Here is a 16,272-nt window from a genome sequence, read left to right on the forward strand (position 1 = left end):
AAACTATTAATCACAAAAAAAGCGAGACCTATTAAGATCTCGCTTTTTTAATTTGATATATTAAGCTATTTTATTAGCGTTTTTACGTCGTTAAAATCTAAGCCGCCATAATTTCCAGAACTCATTAATAACAGTGCCGAATTCTCTAACTCTTGACTAAATAAGAAATTCTTAAAATCGTCCGGATTGGTATAAATAATTAAATCGTCTCGCTCGAAGGCTGAAGCAATTTGCGCTTTAGTAACCGCTTCTAATTTTTTAATTTCTACAGCATGAGGCGAGTAAAAAACCACTGCAACATCGGCCGCATCTAAAGCTCCTTTATACTCTTTTAAAAACTCGGCATTTAAACTACTATAAGTATGTAATTCTAAACAGGCCACTAAGGTTCTATTTTCGTATTGTGCTTTTACTGCTTTTGTGGTCGCTTCTACTTTACTAGGTGAATGAGCAAAATCCTTATAAGCTACACTGTTTTTACCTTCGGCTATCTTTTCTAAACGTTTACTGGCGCCTTTAAATGTTGCGATAGCTTCATAAAAATCCTCCTCGTCTATTCCCATGTGCTGACAAATCCATTTAGCACCGGCCAAATTGTTCAAGTTATGTGCACCAAAAACTTCAATAGGTAATGGTCCTTCCGAAGTTTCTAAAATAGTTTCACCATGCTCAACAGTATATGCTGGTGTATGATAAGGTAATTTTCTAATAGTATTTTCCGAAGCTTCAACGACACGTTTTACAGCTTCATCTTCTTCATTATAAGTGATGCTCCCTCCACGGACGATGCTATCTACAAAAATCTTAAATTGTTCTTCGTAATTTTCGTACGTAGGAAACACGTTTATATGATCCCAGGCAATGCCACTTAACAAGGCGATATTAGGTTTATACAGGTGAAATTTAGGTCGGCGATCTATGGGTGAGCTTAAATATTCGTCCCCTTCAAGTACAATAAAGTCATTGTCGTCTGTCAATTTCACCATCACATCGAAGCCTTCCAGTTGGGCACCCACCATATAATCTACATCGCGGTCGTGATATTCCATTACATGAAGAATCATAGATGTAATCGTGGTCTTACCATGACTACCGCCTATTACCACACGGGTTTTCTCCTTAGATTGTTCGTATAAAAACTCTGGATAACTGTAAATTTTAAGGCCTAAATCCTGAGCTTTTAATAGTTCTGGATTATCAGCTTTGGCATGCATTCCAAGAACAATCGCATCCAAATTACTTGAAATTTTCTCCGGAAACCACCCAAAGGCTTCTGGCAATAATCCTTTTGCTTGTAATCTTGATTTTGAAGGCTCAAAAATCTCATCATCACTTCCCGTTACCAGATATCCTTTGTTATGCAAGGCCATGGCTAAATTGTGCATCGCACTTCCGCCAATGGCAATAAAATGTACATTCATAAACTTAATTTGAAGTTTGTAAAGATACAGGTTTTAGTACGTTTTTGGAAAGATTATTGGCTAATCTCCGCTAATTTTTGCTGAAACTCTTCATCTTGTAACTGATTATATCCTGCCTTTAAAACACGAATAGCCTTATCTGTTTCGTTCTGTTTTAAATAAAATTCTGAAAGCGAAGTATAACATAATTTAGAGCCCCCTACTTCTACCGCCCGTTTGTAATATAATTCAGCCTGCTCATAATCCTTATCCAATTCATAAATATACCCCTTGCACAAATATCCGTCAACATTAGAAAGCGCTTCTAATTCCTCTGCAAATTGTAGTGCTTTAGTTTTACTTCCGCCTAAAATTCCAGGTAATTCCATATAAATTTTAACCAAGGCCCAACGGGAATTAATATGATTGGTATCTAATGCTGATGCTTTTAAAAATTCGTCTTTGGCTTCAAAAACCAAAGGGAGAGCTAACAATTTATTAACCGTCAAAGCTTTCATGGCCAATGCGCCTCCTAGTTTATAATGGTAGTTTGCCGAATCTGGATGCAAACCAACTAATTTGTTATATTCCTTAATGGATCGATCCCATGCCAAGGTATAACTATAGGCATCGCCTAACATTTCTATAGCAGAAACATCTAGATCTTGATCTTTTAGCGGCTCTAAAACCTTAATCACTTCGGTATAGGCTTCCTGTTGAAAATACATTTCGGCGGTAGACAAATCGAGTTGTGACCACACGACTTGTGGCAGAAAAAAACAAACGAAAATCACCATTAAAAAGAAATGCTTCATCTTACAAAAATATACTTTCTTAAATTTAATTGGTTGAATTTCTTTTGAGTAAAAATCGGTAACTTTAAGTTCAAAAATAATAGCGGAATTGTTTTTGATGTCAAAAAACCATTAAATGCAATCTTCAATAAATGACAACCTCAAATATGAAACCCAACATCGCCCTGTTTTTCTCGCTTTTAATAACCACTGTTGTTTGGGCTCAGCAACCAAATTTAGATTCATTATGGTCGCAAGTTGAAGTTTTAGAACTCGCCGATTTACCAAAATCTGCCTTAAATAAAGTAGAACAAATAGATAAAATCGCCCTTAAAACCAACAATCAACCGCAACATATTAAGGCGATGTTGTATAAAAGTAAATTCGCTTTAGTACTCGAGGTAGATGCGCAACTTAGTATTATAAACAATTTTAAAGTTGAAATTTCCAAAAGCCAAGCGCCCACAAAAAATATTTTAGAAAGTATTTTGGCCAATTTATATTGGGATTACTTTAAGCAAAACCGCTATCAGTTTTATAAGCGTACTAAAACTGCTTCGAAAGTTACGGAAACCGATTTTAGAACCTGGGATTTACAAACGCTTTTTAATGAAATTCAGTTACATTTTCAAAATAGTTTAGCCAATGAAACGGTCTTAAAACAAACACCAATAGATGCCTATTCAGATATATTATTAGAACAAAAAGACTCAAAACTGTACCGACCAACACTTTACGATTTACTAAGTCATGAAGCTTTAAAATTCTATAAAAGCACCGAACGAAACATTACAAAACCTGCTTATAAATTTGAAATAAATGACCCTGGACTTTTATGTGATTCTAAAACATTTTCACAATTAAAACTTCAAACCAAAGACACGGCTTCATTAGAGTTTCAGGCATTAAAAATTTATCAAGATCTCATTTGCTTTCATCTACAAACAGAGAATACCGCAGCTTTAGTTTCAACAGACATTGAACGTTTATTATTTGTAAAAGACAAAGCTGTTTTTAAAGACTCAGAAGAATTTTTAATTGATGCCTTACAAAACGAAAGCTCACGCTACAAGAACAGCCCAGAATCTGCGAGCTACGATTTAGAGCGTGCTAGAATGTATAAAATTCAAGGCGACCAATATTTTAATAAAACCTCAACGGAACTACGTTGGAAGTTAAAAGACGCTGTTGCATTATGCAACCAAATTAACACAGCTTTTCCTGAAACGCGTATAGCAAAACGGGCATTAAATTTAAAGTCGGAAATCTTACAGCCAGAGGTTAGAATCACCACAGAATCTGCTTTACCTATTCAAGCAAAATCTCGTTTGTTAATCACATATAAAAACACAGCCGTTCTTGAATTTAAAGTGACTAAACTATCACATAAATCTAAGTTAGATTTTAGACAATTATACAGCCAAAAAGAGAAAGACAGTTTTGCAGCTACTTTAAAATATAGCAAAACTTGGAGCGCACAATTAAAGAGCGAAGGAGACTTCCAAACTCACACTACCGAAGTTATAGTTCCTGCCTTAGACAATGGCATCTACTTTATTGCGGCTATAGACCCCAAATCGGGAACAACAGGCTACACGACGTTTCAGGTCTCTAATATGGCTTTGGTAAAAAAGGATAACGACAAACATCTAGTGTTTCAAATTATAAATAGAAATACAGGCCAACCTATTACAAATACAGAAGTCATTACAACTTACCATTATAATGACAACAAAACGAAAACAGAGCGAAACCTAACCGATAGTTACGGCAATATTCGGATTCCGAAAACGACTAAAAGCCAATACGTTCGTTTAAATTTAGCCATTAACAGTACAAACGACAAGGCATATTTCGATAATTTTCAGCTGTGGTATTATCACAAAAGGAATACAGATAACCCTGAGATCACCTACAAATCATTTTTATTTACAGACCGAAGCCTATATCGGCCTGGGCAAACAGTCTATTTTAAGGCTATCGCAATGCAGACCACAGCAGATAACAATGCCGTGTTAACACAACAGGACCTTGAGATATCCTTATATAACGTTAATCGTGAGAACGTAAAAACACTGACTTTAAAAACAAATGACTTTGGGTCTATTCACGGCGACTTTATTCTACCCAATACCGGATTAAATGGTGAATATTATATTGAAGTTAGTAGTGCAAATAGCGAAAAAAAACTTAATTCGCGAGCCTATTTTAATGTTGAAGAATACAAACGTCCGACATTTAAAACGACTTTCAACCCTGTAACAGAAACTTATAAAATTAATGATTCTGTTACTATTTCAGGAAAAGCTTTAGCGTTTTCGGCTAGTAGTATTTCTGGAGCAAAGGTTGTTTATCGTGTAACACGCAAGACAGAATTCCCAAACTGGTATTCCCGAACACGACCGTATTATTACAATGAGGCACAAGAAATAACACATGGTCAACTAACTACAGATAGCAATGGTGATTTTAGTTTTACATTTGAAGCTCTTGCTGACGAAGCTATTGATAAATCAGCGTTCCCAATTTTTAATTATGAAGTTACTACAGATATCACCGATATTAACGGAGAAACACGTTCTTCGTCTACCCTAGTTTCTGTAGGTTACCACACCACCAAAGCACGTTTAGAGATTGAAAACAAATTAAACAAAACCGAGAAAGACCACACCATAGGTATACAAACCATGAATTTAAATGGTGAATTTGTTCCCGTTAAAGGCAGTATGAAAATTTATAAACTACAAGGTCCGAACAATGTATTAAGAACACGTCCTTGGGAAGCTCCCGATTATCAAATTATAGATAAAGACACTTTCAAATCCGCATTTCCATACGATGCTTATAGTAATGAAGACGACCTTAATAACTGGACAAAAGGAAAACTAGTTTTTGAAAGAACTGTAAACACAGCAGATATTAAAAAGCTGAATTTACAAAACATAAAGTCATGGGGTTCAGGACAATATATCGCCATCTTTGAAAGTACTACAGCCCAATCGGAACACATTACAACAAGTACAACTTTCGAGTTATTTAGTCCAGACGACACTACCGTTGCAGACCATGGATTATTTCAAATTCAGACGGATAAATCAGAGTACCAGCCAGACGATGTAGTCGCGTTAACTTTAAGTTCTGCAGCCAAACACTTAGTGGTTACAGTTGAAGTAGAAAAAAATTATGAAGTTTATGCACGTCATACTGTGACTTTAAACCAGAATAAAAAAACAATTACTATTCCTGTCTCACAAAACGATTTAGGTGGCTTTGCCGTTCATTACAGCTATGCCGCTTTCAATAGTTTTAAATCGGGAACCGAGCTTATTACAGTACCCTATCCAGAAACGGACTTACGCATTACCACCAAAACATTTAGAGATAATCTACAACCTGGAACTCAAGAAACTTGGGAGTTTAATATTTCTGGCCCCCGAGGGGAGAAACTAAGCAGTGAAGTCTTAGCAAGTATGTACGACGCCTCTTTAGATGAGTTTTACAGACACAGTTGGAACCTATATGCTATTTCTCAGCCGCGATATGGTTCTTATAATAATTGGAGAGCAAATTCATCTTTTGGTAATCATTATATACACTTTAATTATAACCCCGAACAAATACAAGTAACACCGCAATTGTACGATGCAATAAATTGGTTTGGTTTTAATTTTAATGGTAACCAGTGGATTAATCGTCAATATTTAAGTCAAAAACGTGCTAGTATGGCCGTGTCGCCACCGCCTTCATCAGAAGTTATTTCAATCGTTGAAGATAATGTTGAAATAGAAGAAACTGTAATGGAAGAGGTTGCAGAAGACGTTAGTGTTCCTATTCGTGGGGTGAATTCATTATCAGGCAAAAACACACCTTTATTTATAATTGATGGAGTAGCATCTGAAGTAAATACCGTAAATAAAGAAGATATTTTAAGTCTTGAAGTACTAAAACCTCAGGAAGCTATGGCGCTTTACGGGCGCAAAGCATTATACGGCGTTGTTTTAATAACAACTAAAAATGGTTCAACTTTTCAAGATGTAAAAACAAGAACGAACCTAAAAGAAACGGCTTTTTTCTTTCCGCAGTTACAAACTAATAGCGCTGGTGATGTCAGTTTTAGTTTTACATCCCCAGAAGCTTTGACACAATGGAAATTGCAACTATTAGCACATTCCACGAGTATGAATAGTGCTGTAAAAACCCTTACTACAGTTACCCAAAAAGAATTAATGGTACAACCCAATGTGCCCCGTTTTCTACGTCACGGCGATGACATCATCATTAGTAGTAAAATTGTAAATCTATCTGACAACACCTTAGAAGGAGAAGCCATTTTACAACTTTTTGATGCCGTTACCAATAAATCTATCGACATTAATTTAGAAAATACTGAAGCTGTAAAACATTTTACTGTCGATAAAAATAATAACACACAGGTTTCTTGGCGTCTTAAAATTCCAGAAACTGTAGACGCTGTGCAATATAAAATTATAGCAAAAGCTGGTGATTTTAGCGATGGTGAACAAAATAGTTTACCAGTATTATCCAATCGAACTTTAGTTACCGAAAGTTTACCGTTATGGGTTAACGCAAACGAATCGCGAACATTTACGCTCGACAATTTAAAACAAAGCAATTCCAAAACCTTAAGCCATCATCAACTGACTTTAGAAATGACCTCCAATCCGGCTTGGTATGCCGTGCAAGCTTTACCGTATGTTATGGAATATCCTTACGATTGTAACGAGCAAATATTTTCAAGATATTATGCCAATGCTTTAGCCAGCCATATAACAACGAGCACTCCTAGAATTCAGGAGGTTTTTAAACACTGGGCAACTAAAGAAACCCTGCTAAGTAATTTAGAGAAAAACGAAGATTTAAAATCGATTCTTATTGAAGAAACACCTTGGTTACGGGATGCACAAAGCGAAACGGAGCAAAAGAAACGTATCGGGTTGTTGTTCGATTTAAATACGATGAGTGCTAAAATGCAAGCCACGCTTCAAAAACTGGAAAGTAATCAATTAGGTTCTGGTGCTTGGCCTTGGTTTGCTGGCGGTAGAGACAACCGATTTATTACGCAACACATCCTTACGGGCTTTGGTCATTTACAACATTTAGGCCTATCTATAAAACCAGCTACCAAGATGCTTAAGCAAGCGCTAAAATACGCCGATCAAGAATTTATAGCCAGCTACCAAGCAATTACAAAACGTAATGAAAAACCAGATTTAAATGCCGATCATTTAACTAGTATGCAATTACACTACTTGTATATGAGAAGTTTTTATACCGAAGAACAACCTTCCGAAGCGCTTAAAAAAATACAGGCCTATTACCTATCACAAATTAAAAGCTATTGGACCAAAAAATCCTTATACGACAAAGGCCTAATGGCTTTAATTGCTCAGCGTTCTGGTGACACCAAAACTGCTACTGCTATTTTAAAATCTTTAAAAGAAAACAGTATAACCAGTGACGAATTAGGGATGTATTGGAAATCGAATACCGCTTCTTGGTATTGGCATCAAGCCCCAATAGAAACCCAATCGCTTTTAATTGAGGTCTTTTCAGAACTAGAAAACGACACCAACACCATCGATAATTTAACCAAATGGCTTTTAAAACAAAAACAAACCAACCGTTGGTCTACTACAAAATCGACTACCGATGCTGTATATGCCATTTTACTGAAAGGCTCCGATTGGTTATCAATTTCTGATGCTTTGGATATTAGTGTAGGCGGAAAACCTATCCCTAAGGCCAAACTACAAGACGCCGCAATCGAAGCCGGAACAGGCTATTTTAAAACCACTTGGAAAGCAAATGAAATCACTTCAGATTTAGCCGAAATCACCTTGAATAATTCAAATAAAAATATGGCTTGGGGAAGTTTATACTGGCAATATTTCGAAGATTTAGATGCGATAACCTCAGCAGAAACCCCGTTACAATTAACCAAAAAGTTATTTAAAAAATCGAATACAGATACTGGTGAAATCTTAACCGAAGTGAATCCAGAAACCACATTAAAAGTTGGAGATTTAATTCGTGTACGTATCACCCTAAAATCTGATCGTCCTATGGAATTCATTCATATGAAAGATATGCGGGCCTCTGGATTAGAACCCGTAGATGTGTTATCTGGCTACAAGTACCAAGATGGTTTGGCGTATTATCAAAGCACTAGAGATGCGGCTACAAATTTCTTTTTCGACAATTTACCAAAAGGGATTTTTGTATTTGAATATGATTTACGAGTAAATAACGCAGGTAATATGAGTAACGGTATTACCACGATACAAAGCATGTATGCTCCAGAATTTAGTAGTCATAGTGAAGGTATAAGAATCCAATCTACCAATTAATCATCTTAATTTTAAGTTGAAATACCCTGGCGAAATGAGTTTTAATATTACAATAAAATCCATCCGTGTTAAGATGGCTTTTATCGTAATTTTAATACAGGTTCTACTTGCTTGGCGGCATTGTAGGTCTAACCTCTATTTTACTCGGTAAGGTTCTCGGGTTCATTTTCAATAAATCGACCACTAACTCACCAATATCTTCGCTTTGAATTTTCCAATCACTGCTACTATCTGGCGTTTTACCATTAAAATAGGTAGATACCGATCCAGGCATAATAGTACTTACTTTAACGCCATATTGACGTAAATCGAGCATAACGGCCTGAGTAAATCCAGTCACTCCAAACTTACTTGCATTATAGGCAGATCCGTTTGCAAAGAAATTTGCTCCCGCCAAACTAGAAATCGTAATATAATATCCCTTACTTTTTTTAAGTGCCTCTACACTGGCTTTAATAGAATAAAATGCACCCGTAAGATTAGTATCTATAGTGTCCTGCCATTGTTGCGGTTCTAGATCTTCTATAGAGGCGAAATGCCCAATTCCAGCATTGGCGACAACAATATCCAATTGGCCAAATGTATCTAAAACCTTGTTCACGGCCTGTTTCTGACTATCATAATTGCGAACATCGGCTTCTAGGCCGATAGCCTTCGCTCCTGTTTTGGAATCTGAATTAAGTTTTTCTGCAGCTTCTAGAGCGGCAGATTCCTGTCTTCCCGTAATTGCGACATGTATGCCTTCAGCCATTAAACATTCTGCTATTCCAAATCCTATTCCTTTAGTTCCTCCAGTAATTAACGCTACTTTATCTTGTAATTTATCCATTTTGTCATTTTTAATTTAATCGATACTACTTGTTCTTCAAAATCCTTAGAAATTTCATTTTCTAATACATTTTTACAACAACTTAATGTAATCAAATAAATATAAAATACAAACGATAGAAATTACTAATCCTGACCAAACTCAAATTGATATCAGCCACTTAAGCCAAGGTGTGTATATCGCATCATTTTTTGCGAATAACATTTTGATGGGTAATAAAAAACTAATTGTGAATTAAAGTATAATCTATCTCTAATTCATAGTTACAAGACCGTGTAGCGAAGTAAGAGCGATTTATTGAGTTTAGTCTTTTGAATACATAAAAAAAGCTGTCCGAAAAGTAATATTTTCGTCAACCTGAACTTGATTCAGGTTCTCACATAATTCGTTTTCGATGTGATGAGATTCTGAAACAAACTCAGAATGACGGATTTTATTGCTTTTTAGACAGCTTTTTAAATTGCTTACTTTGAAAAATTTAGTTTAACATCTTCCAAAGTTTATCTTTTAATTCTGTAATTCCTTGTTGTGCTACTGCCGAAATAAAAATATAATCTATAGGTAATGTAGCATCCAATTCAGCCTTTAATTCGGCTTGTAATTCATCATCTAACATATCGCATTTCGAAATAGCAATAAGTCGATCCTTATCTAACATTTCAGGATTGTAGCGACGTAATTCATCTAATAAGATTTCGTATTGTTTGCTAATATCTTCAGCATCTGCAGGAATTAAAAACAATAAAGTAGAGTTACGCTCTATATGTCGTAAAAAGTAATACCCTAAGCCTTTACCTTCTGCAGCACCTTCAATAATACCCGGAATATCTGCCATTACGAAAGTTTGGAAATCGCGATATTTTACAATTCCTAAATTTGGCTTTAAAGTTGTAAATTCATAATCTGCAATCTTAGGTTTTGCAGAGGTTATCACCGATAATAACGTTGATTTTCCAGCATTCGGAAATCCAACTAAACCTACATCGGCAAGCAATTTCAACTCTAAAGTTACATGCTTTTCCTCTAAAGGTGTTCCAGGTTGTGCATAGCGTGGGGTTTGGTTTGTAGCACTTTTAAAATGCCAGTTACCACGACCACCCATACCACCTTGACAGATAATACGTTCTTCACCATTTTCTGTAATTTCGAAAATTACATCGTTGGTTTCTGTATCCCGTATAACGGTTCCTAGAGGTACATCTAAATACACATCTTCACCATCTGCACCAGAACTACGACCACTACTACCGTGTTCGCCATGTCCTGCTCTTAAATGGCGTTGAAACTTTAAATGAAAAAGTGTCCATAAATTATCGTTACCTCTTACAATAACATGACCTCCACGACCACCATCTCCCCCATCGGGACCTCCTTTTGTGATATACTTCTCACGATGTAGATGCGTAGATCCTTTACCACCATTACCAGATGTTAAATGAATTTTTACGTAGTCTACAAAATTTCCTTCAGTCATAATTATTTGAACCTCTAAAATGAAGTTTTTAAAATGTTATATAATTCTTGATAAATTGCAATTACAATTTATCGATTACAGCACTTAAACGCTCTGTAATCTCTTCGATAGAACCTACCCCGTCTACTCCAAAATACTTATCCTGTTCAGAATAATAGTCTTTCAAAATAGCTGTTTTAGAATAGTATTCTTTTATACGATTTGCGATAATAGATTCATCTGCATCGTCTGAACGCCCACTAGTTTTACCGCGTTCTAACAAGCGTTCTATTAAAATTTTATCTTCTACTTCTAAGGCAATCATAGCGTTGATTTCAGAATCTTTGCTTTGCATTAATTCTTGTAAAGCGGCTGCTTGTGCATTTGTTCGCGGGAAACCATCAAAAATAAATCCGTTTGCTTTGGCGTTCTTTTCAACTTCTGCATTTAACATATCTATGGTCACCTTATCTGGTACCAATTCCCCTTTATCCATGTAAGATTTTGCTAACATCCCTAAAGCGGTTTCGTTTTTTATGTTGTATCTAAATACATCTCCTGTAGAGATATGTACTAGGTTATATTTTTCTTTTAAGAAGTTTGCTTGTGTTCCTTTTCCAGCACCTGGAGGTCCAAATAGGACTAAATTTGTCATATGTTGAGTGGTTTTAATTTGATATACTTCTGGTAAATCTCTTCCTAATCCATCATAATCTAAACCGTAACCCACAATAAACTTGTCTGGAATTTCTATCCCCACATAATGCAGTTTAAAGTCGCGTTTATAAGCCGTTGGTTTAAAGAAGAGTGTGGCTATACTTAAAGATTTTACGTTTTCATTTTTAAAAATGCGATGTACTTCTGCCAAGGTTCTTCCAGAATCAATAATATCTTCTAAAATAATAACCGATCGGCCCGTTAAGTCTTGGGTTAAACCTATTAAACGCTGAATATCTTCAGTAGATTTTACCCCTTCATAAGATGCTAACTTTATAAAAGTGACTTCGCAAGGATTTGGATATTTTTTAACAAAATCGCTCACTATCATAAACGATCCATTTAAAATTCCAACAAAAACAGGGATTTCATCTGCAAAATCTACAGCGATTTGATCTACCATACGTTGTAAGGCTTCGTCTATTTCTTTAGCCGATACAAATGGCTTAAAATATTTATCGTGAAGTTTAATCATAAAATAACCGGTTTTTGTTAATTCTTGGCAAAGATAATCAATTGAGACCTATAATCTAATTTAGAAAAAGGTTTCATAGTATTGATTCTTAAAATTAGAATAAATTTCATATTAAAATGTATTTTTGCATGGTTTAAAACACAAGTAAAACAGCAATATAATGAATTATTTTTCTTCAAATTTCAAATTAGGAATACTGGGTGGTGGACAATTAGGTAAAATGGTTCTTACCGAAACCCGTAAATTCGATATTTACACCTGTGTCTTAGACCCTAGTGAAGAAGCGCCTTGTAAAGTTGGTAGTAACGAATTTCATTTAGGAGATTTAATGGATTACGATACTGTTTTTAACTTCGGAAAACAAGTGGATGTCTTAACGATTGAAATTGAAAATGTAAATGTAAATGCGCTTGAAGATTTAGAAAAATCGGGCATACACGTATATCCTTCATCTAAAACTTTACGTACCATTCAGAATAAAGCAACTCAAAAATTGTTTTATGTCGATCATAAATTACCAACAGCACCATTTTCAAGGTTTGCGTATACGGTTGAAATTGAAGATGCCATTTCTAACGGCGGATTAGAACTTCCGTTTGTATGGAAAAGTGCTCAGTTTGGTTACGACGGTACTGGCGTAAAAATTGTTCGCGAAACAAAAGATTTAGAACACTTACCAAATGTAGAGTGTATTGCAGAGACCTTAATTCCGTTTAAAAATGAATTATCTGTAATTGTAGCCCGCAATGTATCTGGTGAGGTTAAAACCTATCCGGTGGTAGAAATGGAATTTCATCCTGAAGCCAACCAAGTAGAATATGTAATTTGTCCAGCACGTATTGATGACGACATTGCTAAAAAAGCTACAGATGTTGCCTTAAAAGCTGCTCAAGCATTTAATCATGTTGGTTTATTAGCTGTCGAAATGTTTCAGACTCAAGACGATGAGATTATGATTAACGAAGTGGCACCAAGACCTCATAATTCTGGTCATCAAACTATAGAGGCAAGTTTTACCTCTCAGTTCGAGCAACATGTTAGAGCGGTTTTAAATTTACCATTAGGAAATACCGCGAATAAATTAAACGGTATTATGGTGAATTTGGTTGGTGCCGAAGGTCATACCGGAGATGTAGTGTACAAAAACATTGAAACCATTATGGCAATGGATGGTGTTACACCACACATTTATGGTAAAAAACAAACCCGTCCGTTTAGAAAAATGGGGCATGTTACGATTGTAAATGAAGATATCGTTGAAGCCAGAAAAATAGCAGAAAACGTAAAAAATTCTATTCAAGTTATTACCGAATAGACACGATAGACTTTTAATTATGCTTTTGTCAAATCAAACGAAGTCGAGATCATACTCAAACTAATTCGTATATAATTAGGGTCAAAAATGGGTATACATTAAAAATTTAAAACGCATTACATATAGATAATGCATAAAACATATATTATGAATAAAGTAGGCGTAATTATGGGAAGTAAAAGTGACCTTCCTGTTATGCAAGATGCTATAGACATCTTAAAAACATTTAATATAGAGGTTGAAGTAGATATCGTTTCGGCACATCGAACTCCAGAAAAATTATTCGACTACGGAAAAAACGCGCACACTAGAGGTATACAAGTTATTGTTGCTGGAGCTGGTGGTGCAGCACATTTACCAGGTATGATTGCCTCATTATCGCCACTTCCGGTAATTGGCGTGCCTGTAAAGAGTAGCAATTCTATAGATGGATGGGATTCTGTATTATCTATTTTACAAATGCCTGGTGGTGTTCCTGTTGCTACAGTTGCACTTAATGGAGCAAAAAATGCTGGTATTCTAGCCGCACAAATTATAGGAAGCTCAGACCGCTCGGTTTTAGATAAAATCTTGGAATATAAAGAAGGGCTAAAGCAAGCTGTAATGGAATCGGCCAAAAGCTTATAAAACCAAAAAAGCCTCGAAGTATCGAGGCTTTTATCGCTATTAATCAATAAATTTTTTCAGAGTAACCAGCTCTTATATGAAAAAAATCTTTGCAAAGATATAACAATTCCTTAGTTATCAAGCATCAAATCACATTTTTTAACATTTATTTATAAAAATTAGTCGAAAAAATGAACATTCTATTAAAATCCTTTTCAACAGCATATAATACAGCACCATTTTCAGAAATTAAAAATGAAGATTTTTTGCCGGCAATTACTACTTTAATTGAAGACACTAAAGCAGAAATTAATGCGATAACTTCTAATACTGAACCTCCTACTTTTGAAAACACTATCGAAGCCTTAGAATTTTCTGGCGAACAATTAGATCGCGTTACCAGTATTTTCTTCAATTTAAATTCGGCTGAAACCAACGATGATATTCAAAAAATAGCTCAAGAAGTTTCTCCTTTATTATCTGAATTCGGAAACGATATCACCTTAAACGAAGCACTTTTTAAACGTGTAAAATCTGTTTACGACAACAGAACACATTTAAATTTAGATGCTGAACAAACCATGTTATTAGAAAAGAAATACAAAAGTTTTTCTAGAAATGGTGCAAATTTAGCCGAAGACAAAAAAGAAACCCTTCGCGCTTTAGATAAAGATTTAAGCAAATTAAAATTAAGTTTTGGAGAAAATGTATTGGCAGAAACCAATGCCTTTGAAATGCATATAACAAACGAAGATGATTTAAGCGGACTTCCAGAAGGTGCAAAAGAAGCAGCTAAACAATTGGCCGAATCTAAAGACAAAGATGGTTGGTTAATTACCCTAGATTACCCGAGCTACATTCCGTTTATGACTTACGCCGACAATCGTGAACTACGTAAAAAACTGGCCATTGCCGCTGGCAAAAAAGGCTTTCATAATAACGAGTACGACAATCAAGACCATGTATTAAACATCGCAAAAAAACGTTTTCAACGTGCCAATTTACTGGGGTATAAAACACATGCGCATTTTGTGCTCGAAGAACGTATGGCCAAAACACCAGAAAATGTTTCCGAATTTTTAAACGAACTATTAGAAAAGGCAAAACCGGCAGCGCACGACGAGTTTAAAAACTTAGAAGAATTTGCAAAATCTATCGATAATATCGATCACCTTGAAAAATGGGATGGCGCTTACTATGCCGAAAAACTAAAACAAAAATTATTCAATTTAGACGACGAGAAACTTAAACCATACTTTCAATTAGAAAAAGTAACGGCTGGTGCATTTTTGGTTGCCGAGAAATTATTCGGCTTACATTTTGAAGAAATTAATACGATAGACAAATATCACGACGATGTTTTAACCTATAAAGTTACAGATACCGACGGCGAATTAGTGTCCATTTTTTATGCTGATTTTTTCCCAAGAGCAGGAAAACGTAACGGAGCTTGGATGACTTCTTTCAAATCGCAAGCTATTAAAAACGGTAAAAACGAGCGTCCGCATATCTCTATAGTATGCAACTTTACCAAACCCACAAAAAGCAAACCATCATTATTAACCTTTAATGAAGTAACGACATTATTTCATGAATTCGGACATGCTTTACACGGCATGTTAGCTAACACTACCTACCCAAGTTTATCGGGAACCAGTGTATATTGGGACTTTGTTGAATTACCAAGTCAGGTTATGGAAAACTGGTGTTTCGAAAAGGAAGCTTTAGAGTTATTTGCTAAACATTATAAAACAGGCGAAGTCATTCCAATGGAATTAGTTTCAAAAATCAAAGAATCTTCTACCTTCCACGAAGGCATGCAAACCTTACGCCAGATTAGTTTTGGATTATTAGACATGAGTTGGCACGGGATAGATCCGTCGCAAATACAAGACGTAAAAGCTCATGAATTGGTAGCTTTCCAGAACACAAAATTATACCCAGACGTAAAGGAAAACTGTATGAGTACAGCATTTTCTCATATTTTTCAAGGCGGATATTCATCTGGATATTACAGCTATAAATGGGCAGAAGTATTAGATGCCGATGCTTTTGAATACTTTAAAGAAGCAGGTATTTTTAACACTGAAGTGGCTACAAAATTTAAAGACCACGTACTCTCGCAAGGAGGTACCGTAGACCCAATGACACTTTATAAACGCTTTAGAGGAAAAGAACCTCAGCCAGAAGCTTTATTAAAACGTGCAGGCTTAATTAAATAAATTTTAAAAAGTTCATAGCTATAAAAGGTTATGAACTTTTTTTTAAATGTTAAAGCTAACAAAAACCTAAGTAGGCGTTTGAAATAGTTTTCC

At 35.4% G+C, this 16,272-nt stretch carries 10 protein-coding genes; 5 read left to right on the forward strand and 5 right to left on the reverse strand.

The genetic code is table 11. The features are described 5' to 3' along the window. Positions 1–65: 65 nt before the first annotated feature. Together A9D35_RS07755 and A9D35_RS07760 are read right to left on the reverse strand one after the other, a co-directional pair. Positions 66–1,421, reverse strand: coding sequence for a UDP-N-acetylmuramate--L-alanine ligase (locus A9D35_RS07755; RefSeq protein WP_066221238.1), 1,356 nt, complete (start codon positions 1,419–1,421; stop codon positions 66–68). A 53-nt stretch (positions 1,422–1,474) separates the two neighbouring features. Beyond that, positions 1,475–2,215: a tetratricopeptide repeat protein gene (locus A9D35_RS07760; RefSeq protein WP_066221243.1), complete on the reverse strand. Its 741-nt coding sequence runs from the start codon at positions 2,213–2,215 to the stop codon at positions 1,475–1,477. Between the two features lie 146 nt (positions 2,216–2,361). On the opposite strand from A9D35_RS07760, the gene A9D35_RS07765 reads away from it, so the two are divergent. Next, the gene (locus A9D35_RS07765; RefSeq protein WP_066225928.1) at positions 2,362–8,562 is read left to right on the forward strand and encodes an alpha-2-macroglobulin family protein; all 6,201 of its coding nucleotides are present in this window, start codon (positions 2,362–2,364) and stop codon (positions 8,560–8,562) included. Between the two features lie 103 nt (positions 8,563–8,665). On the opposite strand, the gene A9D35_RS07770 is transcribed toward A9D35_RS07765, so the two are convergent. Continuing rightward, on the reverse strand, positions 8,666–9,391 hold the full coding sequence (locus tag A9D35_RS07770; protein WP_066221245.1) for an SDR family oxidoreductase: 726 nt from the start codon (positions 9,389–9,391) through the stop codon (positions 8,666–8,668). 115 nt (positions 9,392–9,506) lie between these two features. Between A9D35_RS07770 and A9D35_RS19820 the strand changes: the two genes are divergently transcribed. Beyond that, complete coding sequence (locus tag A9D35_RS19820) at positions 9,507–9,629, forward strand: T9SS type A sorting domain-containing protein (protein ID WP_501161663.1); 123 nt, start codon at positions 9,507–9,509, stop codon at positions 9,627–9,629. A gap of 240 nt (positions 9,630–9,869) precedes the next feature. Here the strand turns inward: A9D35_RS19820 and obgE are convergent, their stop codons facing one another. Together obgE and A9D35_RS18360 are read right to left on the reverse strand one after the other, a co-directional pair. Further along, the gene (gene obgE, locus A9D35_RS07775) at positions 9,870–10,865 is read right to left on the reverse strand and encodes a GTPase ObgE (protein WP_066221248.1); all 996 of its coding nucleotides are present in this window, start codon (positions 10,863–10,865) and stop codon (positions 9,870–9,872) included. 61 nt (positions 10,866–10,926) lie between these two features. After that, positions 10,927–12,036 (reverse strand): adenylate kinase, encoded by a 1,110-nt coding sequence (locus tag A9D35_RS18360; protein ID WP_083191655.1) that lies wholly within the window; start codon positions 12,034–12,036, stop codon positions 10,927–10,929. A gap of 160 nt (positions 12,037–12,196) precedes the next feature. Here A9D35_RS18360 and A9D35_RS07785 point away from each other — a divergent pair, with 160 nt between their 5' ends. From A9D35_RS07785 to A9D35_RS07795, 3 genes are all read left to right on the forward strand, one after another. Then, entirely contained in the window at positions 12,197–13,351 is a 1,155-nt protein-coding gene (locus tag A9D35_RS07785) for a 5-(carboxyamino)imidazole ribonucleotide synthase (RefSeq protein WP_066221250.1), read from the forward strand. A gap of 147 nt (positions 13,352–13,498) precedes the next feature. Then, a complete protein-coding gene (gene purE, locus A9D35_RS07790; RefSeq protein WP_066221253.1) occupies positions 13,499–13,978 on the forward strand; it encodes a 5-(carboxyamino)imidazole ribonucleotide mutase in 480 nt (159 codons plus the stop codon). 170 nt (positions 13,979–14,148) lie between these two features. Then, positions 14,149–16,179: a M3 family metallopeptidase gene (locus A9D35_RS07795; protein WP_066221256.1), complete on the forward strand. Its 2,031-nt coding sequence runs from the start codon at positions 14,149–14,151 to the stop codon at positions 16,177–16,179. The last annotated feature ends 93 nt before the right edge of the window (positions 16,180–16,272 follow it).

Origin of the sequence: Formosa haliotis (assembly GCF_001685485.1) — a bacterium.
In the GTDB taxonomy this organism is placed as follows: Bacteria; Bacteroidota; Bacteroidia; order Flavobacteriales; family Flavobacteriaceae; genus Formosa; species Formosa haliotis.